We start from the raw sequence: 19,676 nt of genomic DNA on the forward strand, positions 1-19,676 counted from the left end.
TCCGTCTCGTTCACCGGCAGGACACGCAGGACTGCCATGATGAGGGGATGATCGACACCGAGGCTCTGGACTCCGGTCTGGGCGACGCCGACGACGACGACTTCGACCCCGCCGTCGAAGACGTCGACGCGCAGCTGCCCGACCACCGCTACACCGACCGTGAGATCAGCTGGCTCGCCTTCAATCAGCGCGTGCTCGAGCTCGCCGAGGACCCGACCCTGCCGGTGCTCGAACGGGCCAACTTCCTCGCGATCTTCGCCAGCAACCTCGACGAGTTCTTCATGGTGCGCGTCGCCGGCCTCAAGCGTCGCATCGTCACCGGCCTCGCCGTGCCCACCAACGTCGGACGCGCACCGCAGGAGGTGCTCTCCGACATCTCCGCCGAGGCGCACGCACTGCAGCTGCGCCACTCGAGCGCCTGGGGCGACATGGTCCAGCCCGCTCTGGCTGAGGCGGGCATCGAGATCGTCGGCTGGGACGACCTCGACGAGTCCGAGCGCGGACGTCTGTACGACTACTTCCAGGCGCAGGTGTTCCCCGTCCTCATGCCCCTCGCCGTCGATCCGGCGCACCCCTTCCCCTACATCTCGGGCCTGTCACTGAACCTGGCGATCCGCATCCGCAATGCCAAGACCGGCCGGCAGGAGTTCGCGCGCCTCAAGGTTCCGCCGATGCTCCCCCGGTTCGTCGAGCTCGACACCGGCACCTCGGTCAAGCGCTACCTGCCGCTCGAGGACCTGATCGCCAACAACCTCGAAGACCTTTTCCCCGGCATGGAGATCCTCGAGCACCACACCTTCCGGCTCACGCGCAACGAGGATGTGGTGATCGAGGAGGACGAGACCGAGAACCTGATCCAGGCCCTCGAGGCCGAGCTGCTCCGGCGCCGCTTCGGTCCGCCGATCCGGCTCGAGGTGACCGAGGATATGGACGACGTCACGCTCGACCTGCTGCTCGGCGAGCTCGACATCACCGATCAGGAGGTCTACCGCCTGCCCGGCCTGCTCGACCTGCGCGGACTCTTCGATCTCGCCCGCATCGACCGCCCCGAGCTGCGGTACAAGCCGCACGTCCCGACCACGGCGACCGCCTTCCAGCCCGCCGAGCAGAACGGGCGCACCGACTTCTTCGGCGCTATCCGCGCCGGCGACGTGCTCGTGCACCATCCCTACGAGTCGTTCACCACGAGCGTCGTCGCGTTCCTCGAGCAGGCTGCGCGCGATCCCCATGTGCTCGCCATCAAGCAGACGCTCTACCGCACGTCGGGCGACAGCCCCATCGTGCAGGCGCTCATCGACGCGGCCGAACGGGGCAAGCAGGTGCTCGCCCTCGTCGAGGTGAAGGCCCGCTTCGACGAAGCGGCGAACATCGTCTGGGCGCGCAAGCTCGAGAAGGCCGGCGTGCACGTCGTCTACGGCCTGGTCGGGCTGAAGACGCACTGCAAGCTGCTGCACGTCATCCGCGAAGAGGACGGCGCGCTCCGCAGCTACAGCCATATCGGCACCGGTAACTACAACCCCAAGACGAGCCGCCTCTACGAGGACTTCGGCCTGTTCACGAGCGACGAGCAGGTCGGCCGCGACCTGACGCGACTGTTCAACGAGCTCAGCGGCTACGCGATCGAGAAGAAGTTCAAGCGACTGCTGGTGGCTCCCCTCCACCTGCGGAAGGGCCTGCTGCGTCACATCGACGCCGAACGCCGCAACGCGCTCGACGGCAAGCCCGCCCACATTCGCATCAAGGTCAACTCGATGGTCGACGAGCAGATCATCGACGCCCTCTACCGGGCGAGCCAGGCCGGCGTTCGCGTCGACGTGTGGGTCCGCGGCATCTGCTCGCTGCGCACCGACCTGGCGGGAGTGACCGACAACATCACCGTCCGCTCGATCCTCGGGCGGTACCTCGAGCACTCGCGCATCTTCACCTTCCACAACAACGGCGACACGATCGCCTACATCGGCAGCGCCGACATGATGCACCGCAACCTCGACCGCCGCGTCGAGGCGCTCGTGCGCGTCGTCGCGCCCGCCCACGTCAAGGAGCTGACGACGCTGTTCGACCTCGCGATGAGCGACTCGACCAGCTCGTGGCACCTGGGTGACGGCGGTGTGTGGACCCGTCACGCGTTCGACGACGACGGCAAGCCGCTGGTCGACCTCCAGGACCGCACGATGGCGCAGGTGCAGCGACGCCGCCGGGCGCGGGCGGTGCGATGACCGACACCGCGGTGTACGCGGCCGGTGGTGTGGTCTGGCGGTGGGTCGACGGCAAAGTGAAGGTGCTGATCATCCACCGCACCAAGTACCGCGACCTCACGCTGCCCAAGGGCAAGGTCGACCCGGGTGAGATGCTCGCCGAGACCGCCGTGCGCGAGATCCGCGAGGAGACGGGCATCTCGGTCCGACTCGGTCCGCCCGTCGGAGTGTCGAAGTATCACCTGCCGAGCAAGAAGCAGAAGATCGTCCACTACTGGGCGGCCGAGGCGACCGACCTGGCGATCAGGATGTCGACGTTCGTGCCGAACAAAGAGATCGCGGCACTGGAATGGATGGGGCTGAAGAAGGCGCGCAAAGCGCTGAGCTATCCCGTCGACGTCGAGATCCTCGACGAGTTCGTGCGACTCGTTGACGAACGCGCCATCGACACGTTCCCGCTCATCGCCCTGCGCCACGCCAAGGCCGTGGCCCGCGAGGACTGGGACGGCGAGGATGCCGCACGGCCGCTGTCGGCACGCGGGAAGAAGCAGGCGCACGCGATCGTGGGCCCGCTCGTCGCGTTCGGCGTCCGTCGGATCATCTCGTCCGACGCGCGGCGCTGCGTGCGCACCGTGACACCGCTGGCGGCGGCGATCAGCAAGCGGATCGACAAGAGTCCGCACCTGTCGCAGGACGCGTGGGAGAACGGACTGGCCGACGTCAGGTCGGTGGTCGGCGACCGGGTGCGCGCCCGCAAGCCGGTCGTGCTCTGCAGCCACGGCCCGGTCCTCCCCGACCTGTTGAACGAGATGGCGCTCGCCACCGGAACGCTGCGCGGCTCGTACCTCGGCAGCGCTTCGGCGCTCGAGACCGGCGCGTTCTCGGTCGTGCACCTGCCGCGTGAGAACCCGGGCTCGGGGATCGTCGCGATCGAAACCCACATGCCGAAGGTGTGATCTCGCTCGCGCCACCACGCCGCGAGGCCCGTCTTTCCGCGGCTCGAGAGCGCCGTTCACCTTCTGTTCACCCCCACAGCGCACTCTCGTAAGGGACGGTGTCTACCGTTCGGGACGAACCTGCACCGGGTTCTCGTCACCAACATGCGAAGGATTCACACAGTGAAGCTCTCCCGACTCGCCCAGCTGGGCGCCGTGGCCGCCGTGGCCTCTCTTGCCCTCGCCGGCTGCGCTGCAAACGAAACCGCTGCGCCCGGCGCCGGCTCGAGCGACTCCTCGGCCCCCTCCCTCGAGGGCAACCTCGTCGGTGGCGGCGCCTCGTCGCAGGAGGTCGCCGTCCAGGCCTGGACGCAGGGCCTGCAGACCGCCAACCCCGGTCTCACGATCGACTACGACCCCTCCGGTTCGGGCACGGGACGCGAGTCGTTCCAGGCCGGCGCCGTGCAGTTCGCCGGCTCGGACCGCGCGTTCAAGACCGACGAGATCACTGCCGGCCCGTTCGAGGCATGCGCGGCCGACTCCGACCTCGTCGAGCTGCCGACCTACATCTCGCCGATCGCCGTCGTCTTCAATATCGACGGCGTCGACTCGCTGAACCTCGACGCGACGACGCTCGCGAAGATCTTCGCCGGCCAGATCACGACGTGGAACGACCCGGCCATCGCCGCCCTCAACTCGGGCGTCGAGCTGCCCGCGACGGCGATCACGCCCGTCCACCGCTCCGACAAGTCGGGCACCACCGGCAACTTCACCGACTACCTCGCCAAGACCGCGCCCGATGTCTGGACCGCCGGCTCGGTCGAGGAGTGGCCGGCCCTCGGCGGCGAGGCCGCTCAGGGCACGTCCGGCGTCATCTCGGCTGTCGAGGGCGGCCAGGGCACCATCGGCTACGCCGACGCGTCGCGCGCCGGCAACCTCGGCACCGTCGCGATCCAGGTCGGCGACGAGTTCGTCGAGTACTCGCCCGAGGCCGCTGCCGCGATCGTCGACGCGTCGCCCGAGGAAGAGGGGCGCGCCGCCACCGACATCGCGATCAAGCTCGACCGCACCAGCACCGAGGCCGGCGTCTACCCGATCGTCCTCGTGAGCTACCTCATCGGCTGCGCGGAGTACAAGGACGCCGCGACCGCCGAGATGGTCAAGGGCTTCTTCAGCTACGCCGCGAGCGCCGAGGGGCAGGACGCCGCGGCATCCGCTGCCGGCTCCGCCCCCATCTCGGAGACCCTGCGCACGCAGGTCACCGAGGCCATCGAGGCCATCAAGTAAGACGCTCCGGGTGCCCGGTCCGGTTTCGCCGGGCCGGGCACCTCGCGCGGTTCCCGTCCGTCGCACAGAATCGAAGCCATGACCACCACACCCGAGGTCACCCGCACCGGAGCCCCGAAGGCCAAGACCCGAGCGGGTGACCGCTGGTTCTCCGGCACCGCGCTCTTCGCCGGCTCGATGATCCTCGTGACCCTCGCCGCGGTCGCGATCTTCCTGGTCATCCAGTCGCTCCCCGCTTTCGTCGCCACCAACGAAGACGCCTCGATCCTGCCCGACAACTTCTGGTCGTACGTCGGGCCGCTCGTCTTCGGCACCGTCTGGGCCGCCGCGCTGGCGCTGCTCATGGCCGTGCCGCTGTCGCTCGGCGTCGCCCTCTTCATCTCGCACTACGCGCCGCGCAAGCTCGCTCAGGCCCTCGGCTACGTCGTCGACCTGCTCGCGGCGGTCCCCTCTGTGGTCTTCGGCCTGTGGGGCATCGGCGTCCTGGCACCGGCCGTGCAGCCGGTCTACAGCTGGTTCGTCGACAACGTCGGGTGGTTCCCGCTCTTCAACGGGCCCGTCTCCAGCACGGGCCGCACGATCTTCACGGCATCCGTCGTCCTCGCCGTCATGGTCACCCCGATCATCACCGCGATCTGCCGCGAGATCTTCCTGCAGACGCCGACCCTGCACGAGGAGGCCGCGCTGGCCCTCGGGTCGACGCGCTGGGAAATGATCCGGATGGCCGTCTTCCCCTTCGCCCGCAGCGGCATCGTCTCGGCCGCCATGCTCGGCCTGGGCCGGGCGCTGGGCGAGACCATGGCCGTCGCCATGGTGCTCTCCGTGTCGGGCGGCGTCACCTTCGCGCTCTTCACGTCGGGGAACCCCTCGACGATCGCGGCGAACATCGCACTCACCTTCCCCGAGGCCTACGGGACGAACGTCAACGTCCTCATCGCCACGGGCCTCATCCTCTTCGTCGTCACCTTCGCGGTGAACGCGGTCGCGCGCTACATCGTGAGCCGCCGCAAGGAATTCTCGGGGGCCAACTGACATGACCGCGACTCTCACTCCCCCGAGCACGTCGGCGCGCAGCGCATCGACGAGCCTCACCACGGGGCACCTGCCCAAGTGGGGGCCTTGGGCGATCCTCGGCGCCTCGCTGGTGGTCGTCGGCATCTTCTTCGGCGTCATCGCCGCGGCATCCGGCGATGCGCTCAACATCCCCGGCTGGCTGATTCTGTCGGCGGTGGCTTACCTCGTGCTCATCACCGCGGTCTCGGCCGCCGTCGAGGGCCGCCGCAAGGCGGTCGACCGACTGGTGACGGGTGTCGTCACGGTGGCGTTCCTCATCGCGATGGTGCCGCTCGTCTCCGTGGCGTTCACGGTCATCACGCTCGGCGCTCCCAGCTGGAGCGGCGAGTTCTTCAGCTCGTCGATGCGCAACGTCGTCGGCGAAGGCGGCGGCGCGCTCCACGCCATCATGGGCACCGTCCTCATCACGCTCGCCGCAGCCGTGATCTCGATCCCGATCGGCATCTTCACCGCGATCTACCTCATCGAGTACGGCCAGGGGAAGCGTCTGGCCCAGGGCATCACGTTCCTCGTCGACGTCATGACCGGCATCCCCTCGATCGTGGCCGGCCTGTTCGCCTACGCCCTGTTCGCACTCTTCCTCGGCCCCGGCATCCGCCTGGGCATCATGGGGTCGGTGGCCCTCGCGGTGCTGATGATCCCGGTCGTCGTCCGCTCGACGGAAGAGATGCTGCGCCTCGTCCCCAACGAGCTGCGCGAAGCCTCCTACGCGCTCGGTGTGCCCAAGTGGCTCACGATCGCGAAGGTCGTGCTGCCGACGGCGATCGCGGGCATCACGACCGGCGTCATGCTGTCGATCTCGCGCGTCATCGGCGAGACCGCACCGCTGCTGATCACCGCCGGCTTCACGGCATCCATGAACTACGACCTCTTCAACGGTCGTATGCAGACCCTGCCGGTCTTCACCTACACGCAGTACATGAACCAGGGCATTCCCGCCGAGGCCTTCGTCGGCCGCGCGTGGGCATCGGCCCTGACCCTCATCGTCATCGTGATGCTGTTGAACCTCGTGGCGCGCCTGATCGCCAAGTTCTTCGCACCCAAGACCGGCCGCTGACCCGAAAGAAAGAACCTCCGTGTCCAAGAGCATCGAAGTCAACGACCTCAACGTCTACTACGGCGACTTCCTCGCCGTCGAGGGCGTCTCCCTCGACATCGAACCCCGCAGCGTCACCGCCTTCATCGGCCCCTCGGGCTGCGGCAAGTCGACGTTCCTGCGCACCCTCAACCGCATGCACGAGGTGATCCCCGGCGCCCGCGTCGAGGGCAGCGTCCTGCTCGACGGCGACGACCTGTACGGCCCGGGCGTCGACCCGGTGCTCGTGCGCCGCCAGGTCGGCATGGTGTTCCAGCGGCCGAACCCCTTCCCCACCATGTCGATCCGCGAGAACGTGCTGGCGGGCGTCAAGCTCAACAACCGGCGCATCTCGAAGTCCGACGCCGACGCCCTCGTCGAGAAGTCGCTGCGCGGCGCCAACCTCTGGAACGAGGTCAAGGATCGTCTCGACAAGCCCGGCTCCGGCCTCTCGGGCGGACAGCAGCAGCGTCTGTGCATCGCTCGCGCGATCGCGGTCTCGCCCGACGTGCTGCTCATGGACGAGCCCTGCTCGGCCCTCGACCCGATCTCGACGTTCGCCATCGAGGAGCTCATCCAGGAGCTCAAGAGCGACTACACCGTCGTCATCGTCACGCACAACATGCAGCAGGCCTCGCGCGTCAGCGACAAGACCGCGTTCTTCAACATCGCCGGCACCGGCAAGCCCGGCAAGCTGATCGAGTACGACGACACGACGTCGATCTTCACCACCCCGTCCGTGCAGGCCACCGAGGACTACGTCTCCGGCCGCTTCGGGTGAATCGAACCCCGGCTCGTCGTGGGCCGGCCCCGCGAAGTGCCGGGATGCAAGGGATCGCGCGCGACGCGCCGGTGCGAGGACTCCTCGCCCGGCGCGTCGCCGTTTTCGCCTTGCATCCCAGCGCGACGGGGCTGCATCGTGGGTCCCGGAGTGTCCGGCTCGGGCCGTGCGCGGATGCAAGGGATCGTGGCCGACACCCCGGTGAGGATGCCGCTCGGGCGGGGTGTCGCGCCGGATCTCTTGCGTCCCGGTACGCGGCCAGCGGGTGCAGCGGTTCCTGCACGAGGCACCGAGCACCAGAGCAGTGCACAGAACGAGCCGTATGGCCCACCGGTCGGCCCCGAGGCGAGCACGGTCGGGGGATGTGCGAGTCGCGATCCATCTTCTCCACCCGCGAGCTCCGTGCCGACGGGCTGAGCCGCCGGGAGATCGCTGCGGCCGTCGACTCCGGCCGGCTCAGCCGCATCCGGATCGGCATGTACGCCTCCCCCGGCGCGTGCGCCTCCGCCCGGGCGATCGCGGCGCACGGCGGGTCGATGGCGTGCGTCACGGCCGCGCGGCATCACGGTCTGTGGATCCTCGATGACGACCACGAACCGCACGTGTGGCTGAAGACCGGCCAGCGAGCCCACCACGACGCGTCATGCGGGTGCATCGAGCATTGGGACCGAGACGCACGGCCCGCGGCATCCGGTGCTCTTCCACTCCGGCAGGTGCTGCGCCAGATCCTCGGATGCCGCGGCCCCGAGCACTTCTTCGTCGCACTGGAGTCCGCGCTGCGGCAGCGCCGCCTCACGAGAGACGACCTGCGGTGGCTCCGTCGGCACACCAACGCTCGCGGCCGGGAAGCGCTGAGTCTCGCTCGAACGGATGCCGACAGCGGACTCGAGTCGCTCCTGCGGTGGCGTCTACGGAAGCACGACCTCCGGGTGAGGACGCAGGTCTCCGTCTTCGGGGTCGGTGTCGTCGACGCGCTGATCGGCGACCGGCTCATCGTCGAGCTCGACGGCAGGGCCAATCATCTCGGCGAGGCGAAGCGCCACAAGGACCTGACGCGCGACGCGAACGCCGCCTCGTGGGGCTACGTGACGCTGCGCTTCGACTACGCGCTCGTCGTCCACGACTGGGAGCTCGTCGAGTCCGCCATCCTCGGAGCCCTGCAGTCGCACCCGAGCCTGCAGCTCTCGGCATCCGCCTGATTTCCGCTTCCTCGGCCATTCGGTCTCCTCACCGTGCCGGGATGCAATGCTTCTCGCCCGACACCCCGAGGCGAGCGACGACCCGCCGGCGTGGCGCGCACGATGTCTTGCATCGCGGTACACCGCCCCGCCCGGCGGGACGGGGGTCAGTCGCGCGGCGAGAGCAGGTAGGTGTTCAGGGATGCGGTGAACTCGGCGTCGATGTCGAGAGCGGCGCCGTCGAGCTCGATGACGGGAGCCGCGAGCCGGACACTCGACACCAGCCACGCGGCATCCGCTCGTCGCAGCTCGTCGACCGGAATCGTCTCGTACGCCGTCTCGAAGCCGCGCTCGGCGAGGTGCTCGAACAGGCTCAGCTGCGTCGTGCCGTGGAGGATGCCGCCGTTGGGCGCCGGGGTGACGAAGGTGTCGCCGCGTCGCAGGATGAGCGAGGCCGTCGGCGCCTCGAGCACGAAGCCGTCGGAGCTCAGGAAGATGGCGTCATCCGCGCCGCGCCGGTGCGCCTCGCGCAGGGCGGCCATGTTCACGGCGTACGACAGGGTCTTCGCGCCCAGCAGCAGCCACGGAGCCCGCGCGGGCGCGTCGATGGCGTAGCCGCGGTCGAGAGTCACGACGCGGATGCCGCTCGTGCGCGGCTCGGTGAAGTCCGCTGCCGCCGCTGCCGTGGCCCACGCCGTCGGGGTCGGTCCGTGCTCGATCCCGCGACTGAGGATCAGCTTCACGACCCCCTCGCCCGAACCGCATTCGGCTGCCGCGTTCGCCACGGCCGCCCGCCACTGGCCGATGTTCGGCACCGGCAGGTCGCAGAGCTCGGCGGAGTGCGCCAGGCGCTCGAGGTGCGCCTCGACCTCCTGCGGGTGGCCGTCGACTACGCCGATCGATTCGAAGATGCCGTCGCCGCGCTGGGTGCTGAGCTCTCCCACCGTCAGCGCCGGGGCCGCGGGGTCGACCGCGGTGAAGGTCGACGTGAAGTCCGACCGGGTGTCATCCGCCGCGAGCGGGTCGATCATCAGCGCGAAACGCAGTGCCATGCGCCGAGCCTACGACGCGTCCGGTGCCCGGACGCACGACATCCCGCCCGACACCCCGGTACGGATGCCGCTCCCCCGGCGCGTCGCCTACGATCCCTTGCATCGCGGCCCGCACGCCGCCGACGGGAGGCCACGACTCACTACCGGCCGACGACCGGATTCGTCCACTCGGGAATGCCCACACCCGAGGCTCGGTTAGACTGTATGTGCCGGGCCGCAGTAACCCCGGGCTCCATCTTCAGCCGCTGCGAGCGGCCACGCGCCGAGAGGCGTTCTGCGGCCCGGCACTTCTCTTTGCCGGGTCTTTCCGGCTTTCTCTCCGGACACCGGCGCTACCTCACGTAAGAGCTTCGCGACGCCACAACCCGGCGCACGAGCCCAGATCGTCGGCGTAGGTGCTCAGCCGGAGGGCGCGCGCGGTGAGCGCCGACGACCGGTCGGGCTCGCTGACATCGTGGTCGTCGGCCACCGAGGTCGCTCCGGCCGACTGCACCCGGCAGAACGACGCGGCACGTTCGAGCGCGACGGCGAAGTCTCCCCGGAACACGCCGCGCATGATCACGTCGATGAGGGCCACGAGCTCTTCCGGGCCCGCGGGCGTGGGAGCCCCGGCGATCACCTCGTCGGCAGAACGCAGCACGACCCGGCCACGTTCGTAGAGCAGCGCGGCGGTCCGCGGGTCGCGATGGATCATCAGCTGCAGCAGGTACAGCCGCCAGAGGGCGCCCGGCAACGACTTGGCCGGCGACCGCGACCACAGCTCGGCGACCGTGTCGATGCCGTGCTCGGCCGTGAAGCCCACGAGACGGTCTACGACGGCGTCGCTCGGATCTTCGCGCACCCGCGACAGCAGGGCACCCGCCGTCGCATGCGCAACGCGCGAGACCTCCGCCGGATCTTCACCGGCGAAGTGCCGGTCGAACTCGTCGGCGGGTCGCCGAACGGGCTTGTGGTAGTCCCGGGATCCGTCCGTCATCATTCCAGGCTAAGCGAGAGCGGCATCCCTGCGGCCCACGCAGGGACAAGCCGAAACGACGGAACGGCCGGCCCGAGAGGGGCCGGCCGTTCCGCTGCCGGATAACGGGGTAGGGCAGTCAGGCGTTCGTCGGGATCGCGACGATCGGGTCTGTGGTGGGCAGGCCGCTCGGCGACCCGCCGCTCTGCTCGATGGTGAGAGCGATGACGTCATCGGGCTCCATGTCGCCCTCGAGCAGCATCGCCGCCGAGCCGTCGCTCGATTCGAAGGCACCGGCCGGGATCGGGGCGCTGCCCCGGACGAACCATGCCTCGTACGACTGGTCGTCGGCGATCTCGGGCAGCCCCTCGGCGACGAGCACGACGCCGTCGATGCTCGGCGACCAGTGAACCGTGGCTTCGCCGCCGTCTCCCAGCTGCGCGGTGCTCGACTGCGCGTCGCCGGAACGCTCGATCTGCGCGAGCACGCTCTCGGCGGACGGAGCGCGCATGTCCTGCGTCAGCGCGCCGACGCCCCAGCCGATGCCGACGAGGAGTGCGATCGACGCCGTCAGGGCGAACAGGCTGCGCGTCCAGTTGCGACGCTGCACCAGCTGCACCTCTTCGGTCACCGGAGAGCCCACGGAATAGCCGGATGCCGCAGCCCGCGGGTCGTCGTCCTGGAGCTCATCCGCGGGGTCGGCGACATCGTCCTCGCCAGGCGAAGGCTGCTCCGCGACCGGCTGCTCCGCACCCGGCTCCGCGACCGGCGCACCGATCTGTGCGAGCAGGCTGGCCCGCAGGGCCGGCGGGGGCGTCACATCGGCGACACCCTCCGACAGCAGAGCCGCCGCTGCGGCATCCGCCTCGACCAGCGGCATCCACTCGGGGTGCGCGTCGAGAGCTTCGCGGTAGGCGAGCTCGTCTTCAGGCGACAGCGCTCCGAGCGCGTACCCTGCCGAGAGCTCGGCGAAAGTCTGTTCGTTCACGATGTCACCCCCATTGCACTACGGAGCTTGGTCAATCCGTCACGCATCCGTGTCTTGATCGTTCCGAGCGGCGCTCCTACCAGCGCCGCGATTTCGCTCTGACTGTATCCCCCGTAGTAGGCGAGGGTGATGGCCTCTCGTTGCGCCTCGGGTAGAGAGCTGAGAGCCCGAGCGACGCGCCGTCCTTCGATGCGCAGCTCAACCTGCTCGGCGACACCTTCGGGCTGTGACGCCATCTCGCGGTAGCCCGCACGTACGTCGCGATCGCTGCTCGCCTGCGACGACCGAACCCGGTCCACCGCGCGGCGGTGAGCGATCGTGAGAACCCACGATCTTCCTTGCCCCTTCTTCGGAGCGAACGCCGAAGCGGATTGCCACACTTCCAGGAAGACCTCCTGGAGCACTTCCTCGCTCTGCGCGCGATCGACGAGCACGCGGAGGATGAGTCCGAAGACGCGCCCCGACAGGGTGTCGTACAGGCGGGTGAAAGCACTGTGGTCACCGTCGGCGCAGCGCTGGATCAGCTCCGCGACGTGATCCGTCGACGGCCCGTCGTCGGGCACGTCCATTCCATCTATGACCATCGCTACCAGCATGCCGCATCCTCCGACCTGTTCCCGGATGCAGCGCCGACCTGTTATCGGTTCTCTACCTGCCGCCTGCCGCGGTGTGCACCCGCGCCGACATCCGTGTCGCCGTCTTCGTATAGAAGGGGTGCTTCGGATGCCGGAAAACTCGGTTTCGAACTTTCTCGAACTTTTTCCGATCCGATCGGTCGGGGCCTCCGAAGAACCCTCGACGCCGGGGACGGACCCACGGCGGAGAACACACGGAGGCAATCATGCTCAGCACCAAGAAGAAGTTCACTGCTGCCCTGGCCCTCGGCTTCGCCGGAGCCCTCGCGCTGTCGGCCTGCTCGTCGACCTCGGGCGACACCATGACCGAGGAGACCGAGGCGCCCTCGTCGACCGCCGCTCCGATGGAGACGGCTTCGCCCGACGCCTCGATGGACCCGGCCGCCAACCTCGTCGGCCCCGGTTGTGCCGACTACGCCGCAGCGGTTCCGGACGGCGCCGGCTCGGTCGCCGGTATGGCTCAGGACCCGGTGGCCACCGCAGCGTCGAACAACCCGCTGCTCACCACCCTCGTCGCCGCCGTCAGCGGACAGCTCAACCCTGACGTCAACCTCGTCGACACGCTTAACGGTGACGAGTTCACCGTCTTCGCTCCCGTCGACGACGCTTTCGCGAAGATCGACCCCGCCACCATCGAGTCGCTGAAGACCGACTCGGCGACCCTCACGTCGATCCTCACCTACCACGTCGTGCCCGGCCAGATCGCGCCCGACGAGATCGACGGCACCCACACCACCGTCAACGGTGCCGACCTGACCGTCACCGGCTCGGGCGACAACATCATGGTCAACGACAGCGCCGCGGTCATCTGCGGTGGCGTCACGACGGCCAACGCCACGGTCTACCTCATCGACACGGTGCTGATGCCCCCGATGTGACCCGAACAGCCGCGGTGAGGGGTTCCCGCGGCACGGCCTCGGTATCTCCGTGGCCGAGGCGAAGCCGCCGGTGCGAGCACACCGGCGGCTTTGTCGTGCCCGGACGGATGCCGCGGCGCCGGGTGGTGCGAGCGGATGCCGCGAACGGGATCCGGCGGCAGCGGTGCAAGGCGGCTCGATCGCCCGGTCGCGGCTACTAGGCTAGGAAGCTCAGGGCCTCTAGCTCAGTCGGTAGAGCATCGGACTTTTAATCCGCGGGTCGTGGGTTCGAGCCCCACGGGGCCCACCACCTGATCGTCATCTGTCGACTCGCCAGAACCTGCGTATGTGGGAGGCCTGGCATCCGCGATTCGTGGCGAGTCGACGGACGGTGAGCCCCCGCAACCCCCTTCCACCCGCATCCGCTCCCCCGTAGCGTCGGCCGCATCCCCACGACGATGCGAACCATACGGAGGACGCGATGACCGATGTATCGAGCCAGGGTCCGGCAGAGGGCGACGAGCGCCCCGAGCTGACCACGCGACAGGGACACCCCGTCTACGACAACCAGAACCAGCGGACGGTCGGAGCGCGCGGACCCGCGACGCTCGAGAACTACCACTTCCTCGAGAAGATCAGCCACTTCGACCGCGAGCGCATCCCCGAGCGGGTCGTCCATGCGCGCGGCTTCGTCGCTTTCGGCTACTTCGAGGCGACCGGCATGTGGGGCGACGAGCCCATCTCGCAGTTCACGCGCGCGAAGCTCTTCCAGGAGCCGGGCAAGCGCACCGACCTCGCCGTCCGCTTCTCGACCGTCATCGGCGGGCGTGATTCGTCGGAGGCGGCGCGCGACCCGCGCGGGTTCGCCGTGAAGTTCTACACCGAAGACGGCAACTGGGACCTCGTCGGCAACAACCTCGGCGTCTTCTTCATCCGCGACGCCATCAAGTTCCCCGACGTCATCCACTCGCTCAAGCCCGACCCGGTCACCTTCCGGCAGGAACCGGCGCGCATCTTCGACTTCATGTCGCAGACGCCCGAGTCGATGCACATGCTCGTGAACCTCTTCAGCCCCCGCGGCATCCCGGCGAACTATCGCACCCAGCAGGGTTTCGGGGTGAACACCTACAAATGGGTCAATGAGCAGGGCGAGACGAAGCTCGTGAAGTACCACTGGATTCCCTCCGTCGGCGTCAGCTCGATGACCGAAGCGGATGCCGCCGCCGTGCAAGCCGGTGATCTCGGTCACGCCTCCCGCGATATGTACGAGGCGATCGAGCGCGGCGAGTATCCCGAATGGGAGCTGCGGGTGCAGATGATGGACGACCACGACCATCCCGAGCTCGATTTCGACCCGCTCGACGACACGAAGGTGTGGCCCGAGAACGAGTTCCCGCCGCGCGCCGTCGGCAAGATGGTGCTCAATCGGAACGTGTCGAACTTCTTCGCCGAGAACGAGCAGATCTCGTTCGGCACCGGCGTCCTCGTCGATGGCCTGGACTTCTCCGACGACAAGATGCTCGTGGGGCGCACGTTCTCGTACTCCGACACCCAGCGTTACCGCGTCGGGCCGAATTACCTCCAGCTGCCGGTCAATTCACCGAAGAACGCCTCGGTGGCCACGAATCTCCGCGATGGACAGATGGCGTACTACGTCGACAACGGCGGCGAGAATGCCCACGTCAACTACGAGCCGTCGATCACCGGCGGGCTCCGCGAAGCCCGGTACCCCACGCACGACGAGCAGGGTCCGGACATCGTCGGACGGCTGACGCGCAAGCGGATTCCCCGGACCAACGACTACACGCAGGCCGGCCAACGCTATCTGCTGATGGAGGACTGGGAGCGCGACGACCTCGTGGCGAACTTCGTCGACCTGATCGGGCAGGCCGCTCGTCCCGTCCAGGAGCGGATGCTCTGGCACTTCTACATGGTGGAGGACGACCTCGGCCGTCGCGTCGGCGAGGGCCTGGGAATCACGCTGGACGAAATCAAGGATCTGCCGCCCCTGCAGTCCCAAACACTCAGCGAGGATGAGGTCGAGCGACTGCGCAATCTCGGGCACAACGGTCCTCGTGATGTGGCCGGTCTTCAGATGACTCATTGCGTTCCCAATGCGCGCGCACAGAAGGCCTGAGTCTTTTGCTGGCGACGACACGAAATAGTGTTGTCGAGTGGTGATGCGTAACGCGATCGAACCGCTAATATGTCAGCCATGGCCCGCAAACAAATCACCCAGCTCATCGACGATCTCGACGGAACCGTTCTCGAGAGCGGCGAAGGAAAGCAGATCACGTTCTCGATCGAGGGACGCGCTTACGAGATCGACCTCTCGGACGACAACGCCGAGAAGTTCTACAAGGCTCTGGCACCGTTCGTCGACGTCGCTCGTTCGATCCGCGCGAACACGCCTTCGCGTTCGCGCTCCTCGCGCGCGAACAAGAGCGACCTCGACCTGACGGCCGTCCGTGAATGGGCGCGTTCGAACGGTCACACCGTCAACGAGCGCGGCCGTGTTCCGGCAGCCGTGATCGAGGCGTACCGCGCCGCGAACTGACCCCATGCGACCGCAGAAATGGCTCAGGCACCTCCAGTCCTGAGCCATTTCTCGTTTCCCAACAACGACGGAGCGCCTCGTGAACGACGGCTCAGCCAGCAATAGCGATCGCGCGAGCAGTGGCGCGAACGGGGTCGCAATCGGAATCGCGCTCGGCCTTCCCCTCGGCAGTGCGATCGGCATGCTCGCGTTCGACAACATCGCGCTCGGCGGCGCGATCGGCCTCTCTCTCGGGATCGTGCTGGGCGTCGCTGCCGACGCGCGTCGCCGCGATCAGTCGGATGACGCGGATGGTGCCGATGATGCCGACTGAGCTCGCTGCCCGCTGCTCGAGGTGAAACCGCCGTTCACGAAATAGATCGCGGCGAGCATCGGCACGAATGCCACCGTCACAGCGATCGGCGCGAGAAACCACAGCCCCGAGAGCGACGAGGCGAACATGGTCGACCCGAAGATGATGAAGGCGACCCCGACGATGCGCACGGCCCGCACTCGACCGGGTTCCCGCGTGGGGAATGTCCACATCGGGTAGGGAATGCCCGGGCGAAGCCGTTCGAACCAGAGCACCGAGACGACCTGCATCGCCGCTCCGGCCGCGATGAGCAACAACCACATCCACGAGAGATCCATCTGTTCGATGCAATCACACGGATGCATCGACGGCCAGCGACGAATGGATCAGTCGTCGCGAGACTCCCGCGCAAGCCGCCGTCGACGGATGCCGAAAACCAGCGCCACCACCCAGTAGAGCGCGAGCAACGGTGAGATGACGGCGAGAACGATACGAATGACGTCGCCGCCGTCGAGCGCCCAGGGAATCCAGATCGCCGACATCCCGACCCACACGATCGCCTGTACGAGGATCACCCCGAACGGTGTCGCCGCCGAAGTCGCTGCGATTCGCTGGAACAGACTCTGCACCCAGCGAACCTAACAGCCGCTCAGGCCGGTCGATGCTCGACCTTGCCGTGCCGTCGACAGGCTGAGCGCCGATCGGATCTGTGCTCCGTGCCGATTCCCCGCTCACAGCCTGACAACGGCACCGGACTGCGCTTATCCCCCCTCTCTAGGCTGGGTGAGTGCCCGGCTTCTTCACACTCCTCTTCACGGCGCTCGGGATACTCCTCGCCGCCCGCGACTCCCGCCGCATGTTGCCGGGCGTCCTCCTGACGCTCGCGGCGACCTCGCTCGTCGCCGCTGTGGTGACCTTCTTCCTCGGCTTGACGGTGGCGCTCGCCACGCTCGCCGTTCCCGGGAACGACGTCGTCGGGCTCCTGCTGGTCTTCATCGTCCCTCTGCTCGCCGCGATCGGGCTGGGGGTCGCCCTGCTCGCCAACGGGGTGGTGATGCTGCAGCGCGAAGGACGATCGCTGGCGAACCGCCTCTCGCTCCTGGCCGGAATCGGCGTTCTCGCCATCCTTGCCCTCGGCATCGTCGCCGTCACGGCGGGATGGTTCGAGCTCGCCGTCATTCTCCTGCTGCTGGCCGGTCCGATCGGCTACGTCGCGATGGGGTTCGTCGCCTACCTCTGCTGGTCGGCGGTGTACGCACGCATCGCGCGCCGCAGCGCAGCACCGGCCGCGATCATCACCCTCGGGTCGGGCCTTCGCCGCGACGGGAGCGTGCCGCCGCTGCTCGCCCAACGCGTGGCGCTCGGCGTGGAGACCCTGCAGCGATCCCCCGGCGCGATGCTCGTCGTCTCGGGCGGTCAGGGCGCAGACGAGCCGCGGAGCGAGGCGGCCGCGATGGCGGAGTACGCCGCAGAGCTCGGCGCCCCCGCCCAACGCCTGCTCATCGAGGATGTATCCCGGACGACCGAAGAGAACCTCACGCTGACCCGCCGGATCCTCACCGAACGCGGCATCACGGGCCCGGTGCTCGCGGTGACGAGCGACTATCACGCATTCCGCGCCGCCACTCTTCTGCGGACCCTCGGCATGCCGGGCCACGCGATCGGCGCGCGCACCGCCCGCTATTACCGGCCGAGCGCTCTGCTGCGCGAATACCTCGCTCTGCTTCGCGACCACCTCGTACTCAACGCCGTCGCGCTCGGCGTCCTGATGCTGCCGGTCGTCGCGTTCGTGGCGATGTCGCTGATCACTCTCATCGCGGATTGAACGTCATCCTGGCGGGGTAGGCGAAATCCGTCGACAGGCTCACGACAGCGAGCTCGCCCCCCGCGAGGCTGGAAGCATGATCGAAACCGCACGCTTCCTCATCGTGTCCGACGACTGGCTGCCTCGCGACTGGATGCCGGGAGTTGCGACATCCGTCGTCGTGGTGCTCGCCGTGGTCGCGGCCCTGGCGGCGATCCTGTTCATCTCGAGCCTGATCTCGATCCTCGCCTCGCCCCGTTACACCGGTGGCGGCAAGCTGCTGTGGATCATCGGGATCTTCGTCTTCCCCATCGCCGGTCCGCTCGTCTGGTGGCTCGGAGGGCGCAACGCGCAGATCCGCACCGACCGCCCGTGACCGCAGGGGCGAGGCTCAGCTGATCAGGCGATCGCGACGGCGTGCCCCGAGACGGTGATCCCGCCGCTGACGGGGATGTCGACGGTCAGCTCCCCCGGTCGTCCGACATGTCGCCCCTGCTCGATGACCACGACTGCGGGAACCTCGACCGCGCCCAGCGCGCGCAGGTACGCGCCGAACGATGCGGCCGCCGACCCCGTCGCCGGGTCCTCCGTGATGCGACCGACGGGGAAGAGATTGCGCGCCTGGAAACGATCGGATGCCGCGCGGAACGCGACGGTGATGGTGGCGGGCCACCCGCGGTCGTCGAGCAACGCCCGAACCGCGGCGGGATCGAACGAGAAGTCGTCGAAGGTCTTCTGATCCGCCAGGACGACGACCGGATGCGTGTTGCCCGTGTTCGCGAGCCGCGGCGGCAGCGCGGGGTCGAGGTCTGCCTGCGTCAGGCCGAGAAGGTCGAGAATCGCCTCGAGATCGGCGCCGTCGAGGTCGCTGACCGACGGCTCGACGCTGGTGAAGGACGCGCGGATGCCGTCGTCGTCGCGCGAGACCGCGATCGACACGACGCCGACGGGGGTGTCGAATCGAACCGCGCCGTCGGCGGCGACCTGGCCTCGCTCGGCGAGCGCGACCGCCGTGGCCACCGTCGCATGACCGCAGAACGGAACCTCGGCGATGGGCGAGAAGTAGCGGACCGAGCGCGCGCCGTCGGCGGTCGTGCCGGTGACGAAGGCCGTCTCGGCATAGTCGACGTCGGCAGCGATGCGCTGCATCGCGCTGGCGTCGAGGGCGCCTGCATCCAGGACCACGCCGGCGGGGTTCCCGCCCTCGGGTCGCGTGCTGAACGCGGTGTATCGCAAGACCTCGGGCGTGCTCATCCGTTCAGGCTACGCCCGCCGTCGCGGTGTCCGATGCTGCGCCGCCCGTCACCGTCAGAGCAGACGCGCCAGCCGCTTCTTGCTCGCGTTCTCGCGGACGATCCAGGCGATGTCGGGGTCGGCGGTGTCGAGCGCCTCGAACGCGAGCAGACCGGGTCCGGGATCCGCAGCCACCGCGACGCTCCACGCGTAGCCGAGCGTCTGCCGCAGCGTGCGGGCAGCGCTGTCGTGCCGTCGGGCCTGGGGACGCGCCACCAGTCGCTCGGTCGCGCGTGCGCACACCTCGACGGCGATCGCCGCCGTCTCGGGCGACCTCAGCAGGTGTGGCTCGCAGATCGCGGCGACCGCGGCTCGAACCACGAGCGGGCTGTCGTCATCCGCCCACATCCGGACGGTCGTCGCGAGGGTCTCCGGGTCGGCGTCGCCGAGCAGCTGCAGACCGAGCGCGACTCCTTCGCGTACGCGCCACCGGTCATCGGCGGCGGACAGCCGCGCTCGAGCATCCCGGCCCGGGGCCGCTCGCCGGGCGACCGCCGCCGCCGCGCACATCATCGGGAACTCTCCGCCGTCCCGCACGAGCTCGTCGACGACCCCGGCATCCGCCACCTCCGCCGCCGCAGCGACCAGTGTCGTGTTCGCCCGCGGACCGGGCAGGCCGGAGTGCTCGACGAGGTAGTCGACCCACGCGTCTGCGTCGAGTCGTCGAAGCTCCGCCGCCCACGCGGTCACGGTGGCCATGCACCGCACGCTACGCGCA

General features: G+C 68.6%; 21 protein-coding genes and 1 tRNA gene. 14 read left to right on the forward strand and 8 right to left on the reverse strand.

The features are described from left to right. Window positions 1-47: 47 nt before the first annotated feature. The 7 genes from CBF90_RS05995 to CBF90_RS06025 all read left to right on the forward strand — a co-directional run bounded on the left by CBF90_RS05995 (window position 48) and on the right by CBF90_RS06025 (window position 8,546). Entirely contained in the window at window positions 48-2,216 is a 2,169-nt protein-coding gene (locus tag CBF90_RS05995) for an RNA degradosome polyphosphate kinase (protein ID WP_023954897.1), read from the forward strand. Next, window positions 2,213-3,151, forward strand: coding sequence for an NUDIX domain-containing protein (locus CBF90_RS06000; protein ID WP_023954899.1), 939 nt, complete (start codon window positions 2,213-2,215; stop codon window positions 3,149-3,151). The genes CBF90_RS05995 and CBF90_RS06000 overlap by 4 nt, the downstream gene beginning before the upstream one ends. Before the next feature lie 162 nt (window positions 3,152-3,313). Then, a complete protein-coding gene (gene pstS / locus CBF90_RS06005; RefSeq protein WP_023954901.1) occupies window positions 3,314-4,417 on the forward strand; it encodes a phosphate ABC transporter substrate-binding protein PstS in 1,104 nt (367 codons plus the stop codon). Window positions 4,418-4,495: 78 nt separating this feature from the next. After that, the gene (gene pstC, locus CBF90_RS06010) at window positions 4,496-5,449 is read left to right on the forward strand and encodes a phosphate ABC transporter permease subunit PstC (protein ID WP_023954902.1); all 954 of its coding nucleotides are present in this window, start codon (window positions 4,496-4,498) and stop codon (window positions 5,447-5,449) included. 1 nt (window position 5,450) lies between these two features. Continuing rightward, window positions 5,451-6,548, forward strand: a complete 1,098-nt coding sequence (gene pstA / locus CBF90_RS06015; protein ID WP_023954904.1) for a phosphate ABC transporter permease PstA — start codon at window positions 5,451-5,453, stop codon at window positions 6,546-6,548. A gap of 19 nt (window positions 6,549-6,567) precedes the next feature. Next, on the forward strand, window positions 6,568-7,347 hold the full coding sequence (pstB, locus tag CBF90_RS06020; RefSeq protein ID WP_023954907.1) for a phosphate ABC transporter ATP-binding protein PstB: 780 nt from the start codon (window positions 6,568-6,570) through the stop codon (window positions 7,345-7,347). 362 nt (window positions 7,348-7,709) lie between these two features. Then, the gene (locus CBF90_RS06025; protein ID WP_088380149.1) at window positions 7,710-8,546 is read left to right on the forward strand and encodes a type IV toxin-antitoxin system AbiEi family antitoxin domain-containing protein; all 837 of its coding nucleotides are present in this window, start codon (window positions 7,710-7,712) and stop codon (window positions 8,544-8,546) included. A gap of 146 nt (window positions 8,547-8,692) precedes the next feature. On the opposite strand, the gene CBF90_RS06030 is transcribed toward CBF90_RS06025, so the two are convergent. From CBF90_RS06030 to sigK, 4 genes are all read right to left on the reverse strand, one after another. Continuing rightward, on the reverse strand, window positions 8,693-9,577 hold the full coding sequence (locus CBF90_RS06030) for an aminodeoxychorismate lyase (RefSeq protein WP_088380150.1): 885 nt from the start codon (window positions 9,575-9,577) through the stop codon (window positions 8,693-8,695). Window positions 9,578-9,914: 337 nt separating this feature from the next. Then, window positions 9,915-10,553 carry a hypothetical protein gene (locus tag CBF90_RS06035; RefSeq protein WP_036306059.1) on the reverse strand — a complete coding sequence of 213 codons (639 nt, stop codon included), beginning with the start codon at window positions 10,551-10,553 and terminating at the stop codon, window positions 9,915-9,917. Between the two features lie 118 nt (window positions 10,554-10,671). Further along, complete coding sequence (locus CBF90_RS06040) at window positions 10,672-11,520, reverse strand: anti-sigma factor (protein WP_088380151.1); 849 nt, start codon at window positions 11,518-11,520, stop codon at window positions 10,672-10,674. Next, window positions 11,517-12,116, reverse strand: a complete 600-nt coding sequence (sigK, locus tag CBF90_RS06045) for an ECF RNA polymerase sigma factor SigK (RefSeq protein ID WP_172407793.1) — start codon at window positions 12,114-12,116, stop codon at window positions 11,517-11,519. The genes CBF90_RS06040 and sigK overlap by 4 nt, the downstream gene beginning before the upstream one ends. 245 nt (window positions 12,117-12,361) lie before the next feature. Between sigK and CBF90_RS06050 the strand changes: the two genes are divergently transcribed. The 5 genes from CBF90_RS06050 to CBF90_RS06070 all read left to right on the forward strand — a co-directional run bounded on the left by CBF90_RS06050 (window position 12,362) and on the right by CBF90_RS06070 (window position 15,882). After that, window positions 12,362-13,033 (forward strand): fasciclin domain-containing protein, encoded by a 672-nt coding sequence (locus tag CBF90_RS06050; protein ID WP_088380152.1) that lies wholly within the window; start codon window positions 12,362-12,364, stop codon window positions 13,031-13,033. Between the two features lie 213 nt (window positions 13,034-13,246). After that, window positions 13,247-13,322 (forward strand) — tRNA-Lys (locus CBF90_RS06055). Between the two features lie 171 nt (window positions 13,323-13,493). Continuing rightward, entirely contained in the window at window positions 13,494-15,149 is a 1,656-nt protein-coding gene (locus tag CBF90_RS06060) for a catalase (protein ID WP_064955023.1), read from the forward strand. 78 nt (window positions 15,150-15,227) lie between these two features. Then, window positions 15,228-15,569 (forward strand): Lsr2 family protein, encoded by a 342-nt coding sequence (locus CBF90_RS06065; protein ID WP_036305878.1) that lies wholly within the window; start codon window positions 15,228-15,230, stop codon window positions 15,567-15,569. Between the two features lie 79 nt (window positions 15,570-15,648). Beyond that, window positions 15,649-15,882, forward strand: coding sequence for a hypothetical protein (locus CBF90_RS06070; RefSeq protein WP_064955024.1), 234 nt, complete (start codon window positions 15,649-15,651; stop codon window positions 15,880-15,882). On the opposite strand, the gene CBF90_RS06075 is transcribed toward CBF90_RS06070, so the two are convergent. Next, a complete protein-coding gene (locus CBF90_RS06075; RefSeq protein ID WP_088380153.1) occupies window positions 15,843-16,199 on the reverse strand; it encodes a hypothetical protein in 357 nt (118 codons plus the stop codon). The genes CBF90_RS06070 and CBF90_RS06075 overlap by 40 nt on opposite strands. Window positions 16,200-16,247: 48 nt before the next feature. After that, complete coding sequence (locus CBF90_RS06080; RefSeq protein ID WP_088380154.1) at window positions 16,248-16,490, reverse strand: hypothetical protein; 243 nt, start codon at window positions 16,488-16,490, stop codon at window positions 16,248-16,250. Between the two features lie 158 nt (window positions 16,491-16,648). Between CBF90_RS06080 and CBF90_RS06085 the strand changes: the two genes are divergently transcribed. Next, entirely contained in the window at window positions 16,649-17,686 is a 1,038-nt protein-coding gene (locus tag CBF90_RS06085) for a YdcF family protein (protein ID WP_088380155.1), read from the forward strand. Between the two features lie 76 nt (window positions 17,687-17,762). Further along, the gene (locus CBF90_RS06090; RefSeq protein ID WP_197690563.1) at window positions 17,763-18,041 is read left to right on the forward strand and encodes a PLDc N-terminal domain-containing protein; all 279 of its coding nucleotides are present in this window, start codon (window positions 17,763-17,765) and stop codon (window positions 18,039-18,041) included. 23 nt (window positions 18,042-18,064) lie between these two features. Here CBF90_RS06090 and CBF90_RS06095 read toward each other — a convergent pair whose 3' ends face one another. Both CBF90_RS06095 and CBF90_RS06100 read right to left on the reverse strand, forming a co-directional pair. Next, window positions 18,065-18,919, reverse strand: a complete 855-nt coding sequence (locus tag CBF90_RS06095) for a PhzF family phenazine biosynthesis protein (RefSeq protein ID WP_088380156.1) — start codon at window positions 18,917-18,919, stop codon at window positions 18,065-18,067. Between the two features lie 54 nt (window positions 18,920-18,973). Further along, on the reverse strand, window positions 18,974-19,657 hold the full coding sequence (locus CBF90_RS06100) for a PBS lyase heat domain-containing protein repeat-containing protein (RefSeq protein ID WP_088380157.1): 684 nt from the start codon (window positions 19,655-19,657) through the stop codon (window positions 18,974-18,976). Window positions 19,658-19,676 lie beyond the last annotated feature (19 nt).

The sequence above is a fragment of the Microbacterium sp. AISO3 genome (genome assembly GCF_002204305.1).
GTDB classification, from domain to species: domain Bacteria; phylum Actinomycetota; class Actinomycetes; order Actinomycetales; family Microbacteriaceae; genus Microbacterium; species Microbacterium arborescens.

Bases quoted from the DNA above. Each gene is read 5' to 3' on its own strand.
- CBF90_RS05995 (WP_023954897.1), top strand. From the start codon at position 48: ATGATCGACACCGAGGCTCTGGACTCCGGTCTGGGCGACGCCGACGAC.
- CBF90_RS06000 (WP_023954899.1), top strand. From the start codon at position 2,213: ATGACCGACACCGCGGTGTACGCGGCCGGTGGTGTGGTCTGGCGGTGG.
- pstC (WP_023954902.1), top strand. From the start codon at position 4,496: ATGACCACCACACCCGAGGTCACCCGCACCGGAGCCCCGAAGGCCAAG.
- pstA (WP_023954904.1), top strand. From the start codon at position 5,451: ATGACCGCGACTCTCACTCCCCCGAGCACGTCGGCGCGCAGCGCATCG.
- CBF90_RS06025 (WP_088380149.1), top strand. From the start codon at position 7,710: ATGTGCGAGTCGCGATCCATCTTCTCCACCCGCGAGCTCCGTGCCGAC.
- CBF90_RS06030 (WP_088380150.1), bottom strand. From the start codon at position 9,577: ATGGCACTGCGTTTCGCGCTGATGATCGACCCGCTCGCGGCGGATGAC.
- CBF90_RS06035 (WP_036306059.1), bottom strand. From the start codon at position 10,553: ATGACGGACGGATCCCGGGACTACCACAAGCCCGTTCGGCGACCCGCC.
- sigK (WP_172407793.1), bottom strand. From the start codon at position 12,116: ATGCTGGTAGCGATGGTCATAGATGGAATGGACGTGCCCGACGACGGG.
- CBF90_RS06050 (WP_088380152.1), top strand. From the start codon at position 12,362: ATGCTCAGCACCAAGAAGAAGTTCACTGCTGCCCTGGCCCTCGGCTTC.
- CBF90_RS06060 (WP_064955023.1), top strand. From the start codon at position 13,494: ATGACCGATGTATCGAGCCAGGGTCCGGCAGAGGGCGACGAGCGCCCC.
- CBF90_RS06065 (WP_036305878.1), top strand. From the start codon at position 15,228: ATGGCCCGCAAACAAATCACCCAGCTCATCGACGATCTCGACGGAACC.
- CBF90_RS06075 (WP_088380153.1), bottom strand. From the start codon at position 16,199: ATGGATCTCTCGTGGATGTGGTTGTTGCTCATCGCGGCCGGAGCGGCG.
- CBF90_RS06090 (WP_197690563.1), top strand. From the start codon at position 17,763: ATGATCGAAACCGCACGCTTCCTCATCGTGTCCGACGACTGGCTGCCT.
- CBF90_RS06095 (WP_088380156.1), bottom strand. From the start codon at position 18,919: ATGAGCACGCCCGAGGTCTTGCGATACACCGCGTTCAGCACGCGACCC.
- CBF90_RS06100 (WP_088380157.1), bottom strand. From the start codon at position 19,657: ATGGCCACCGTGACCGCGTGGGCGGCGGAGCTTCGACGACTCGACGCA.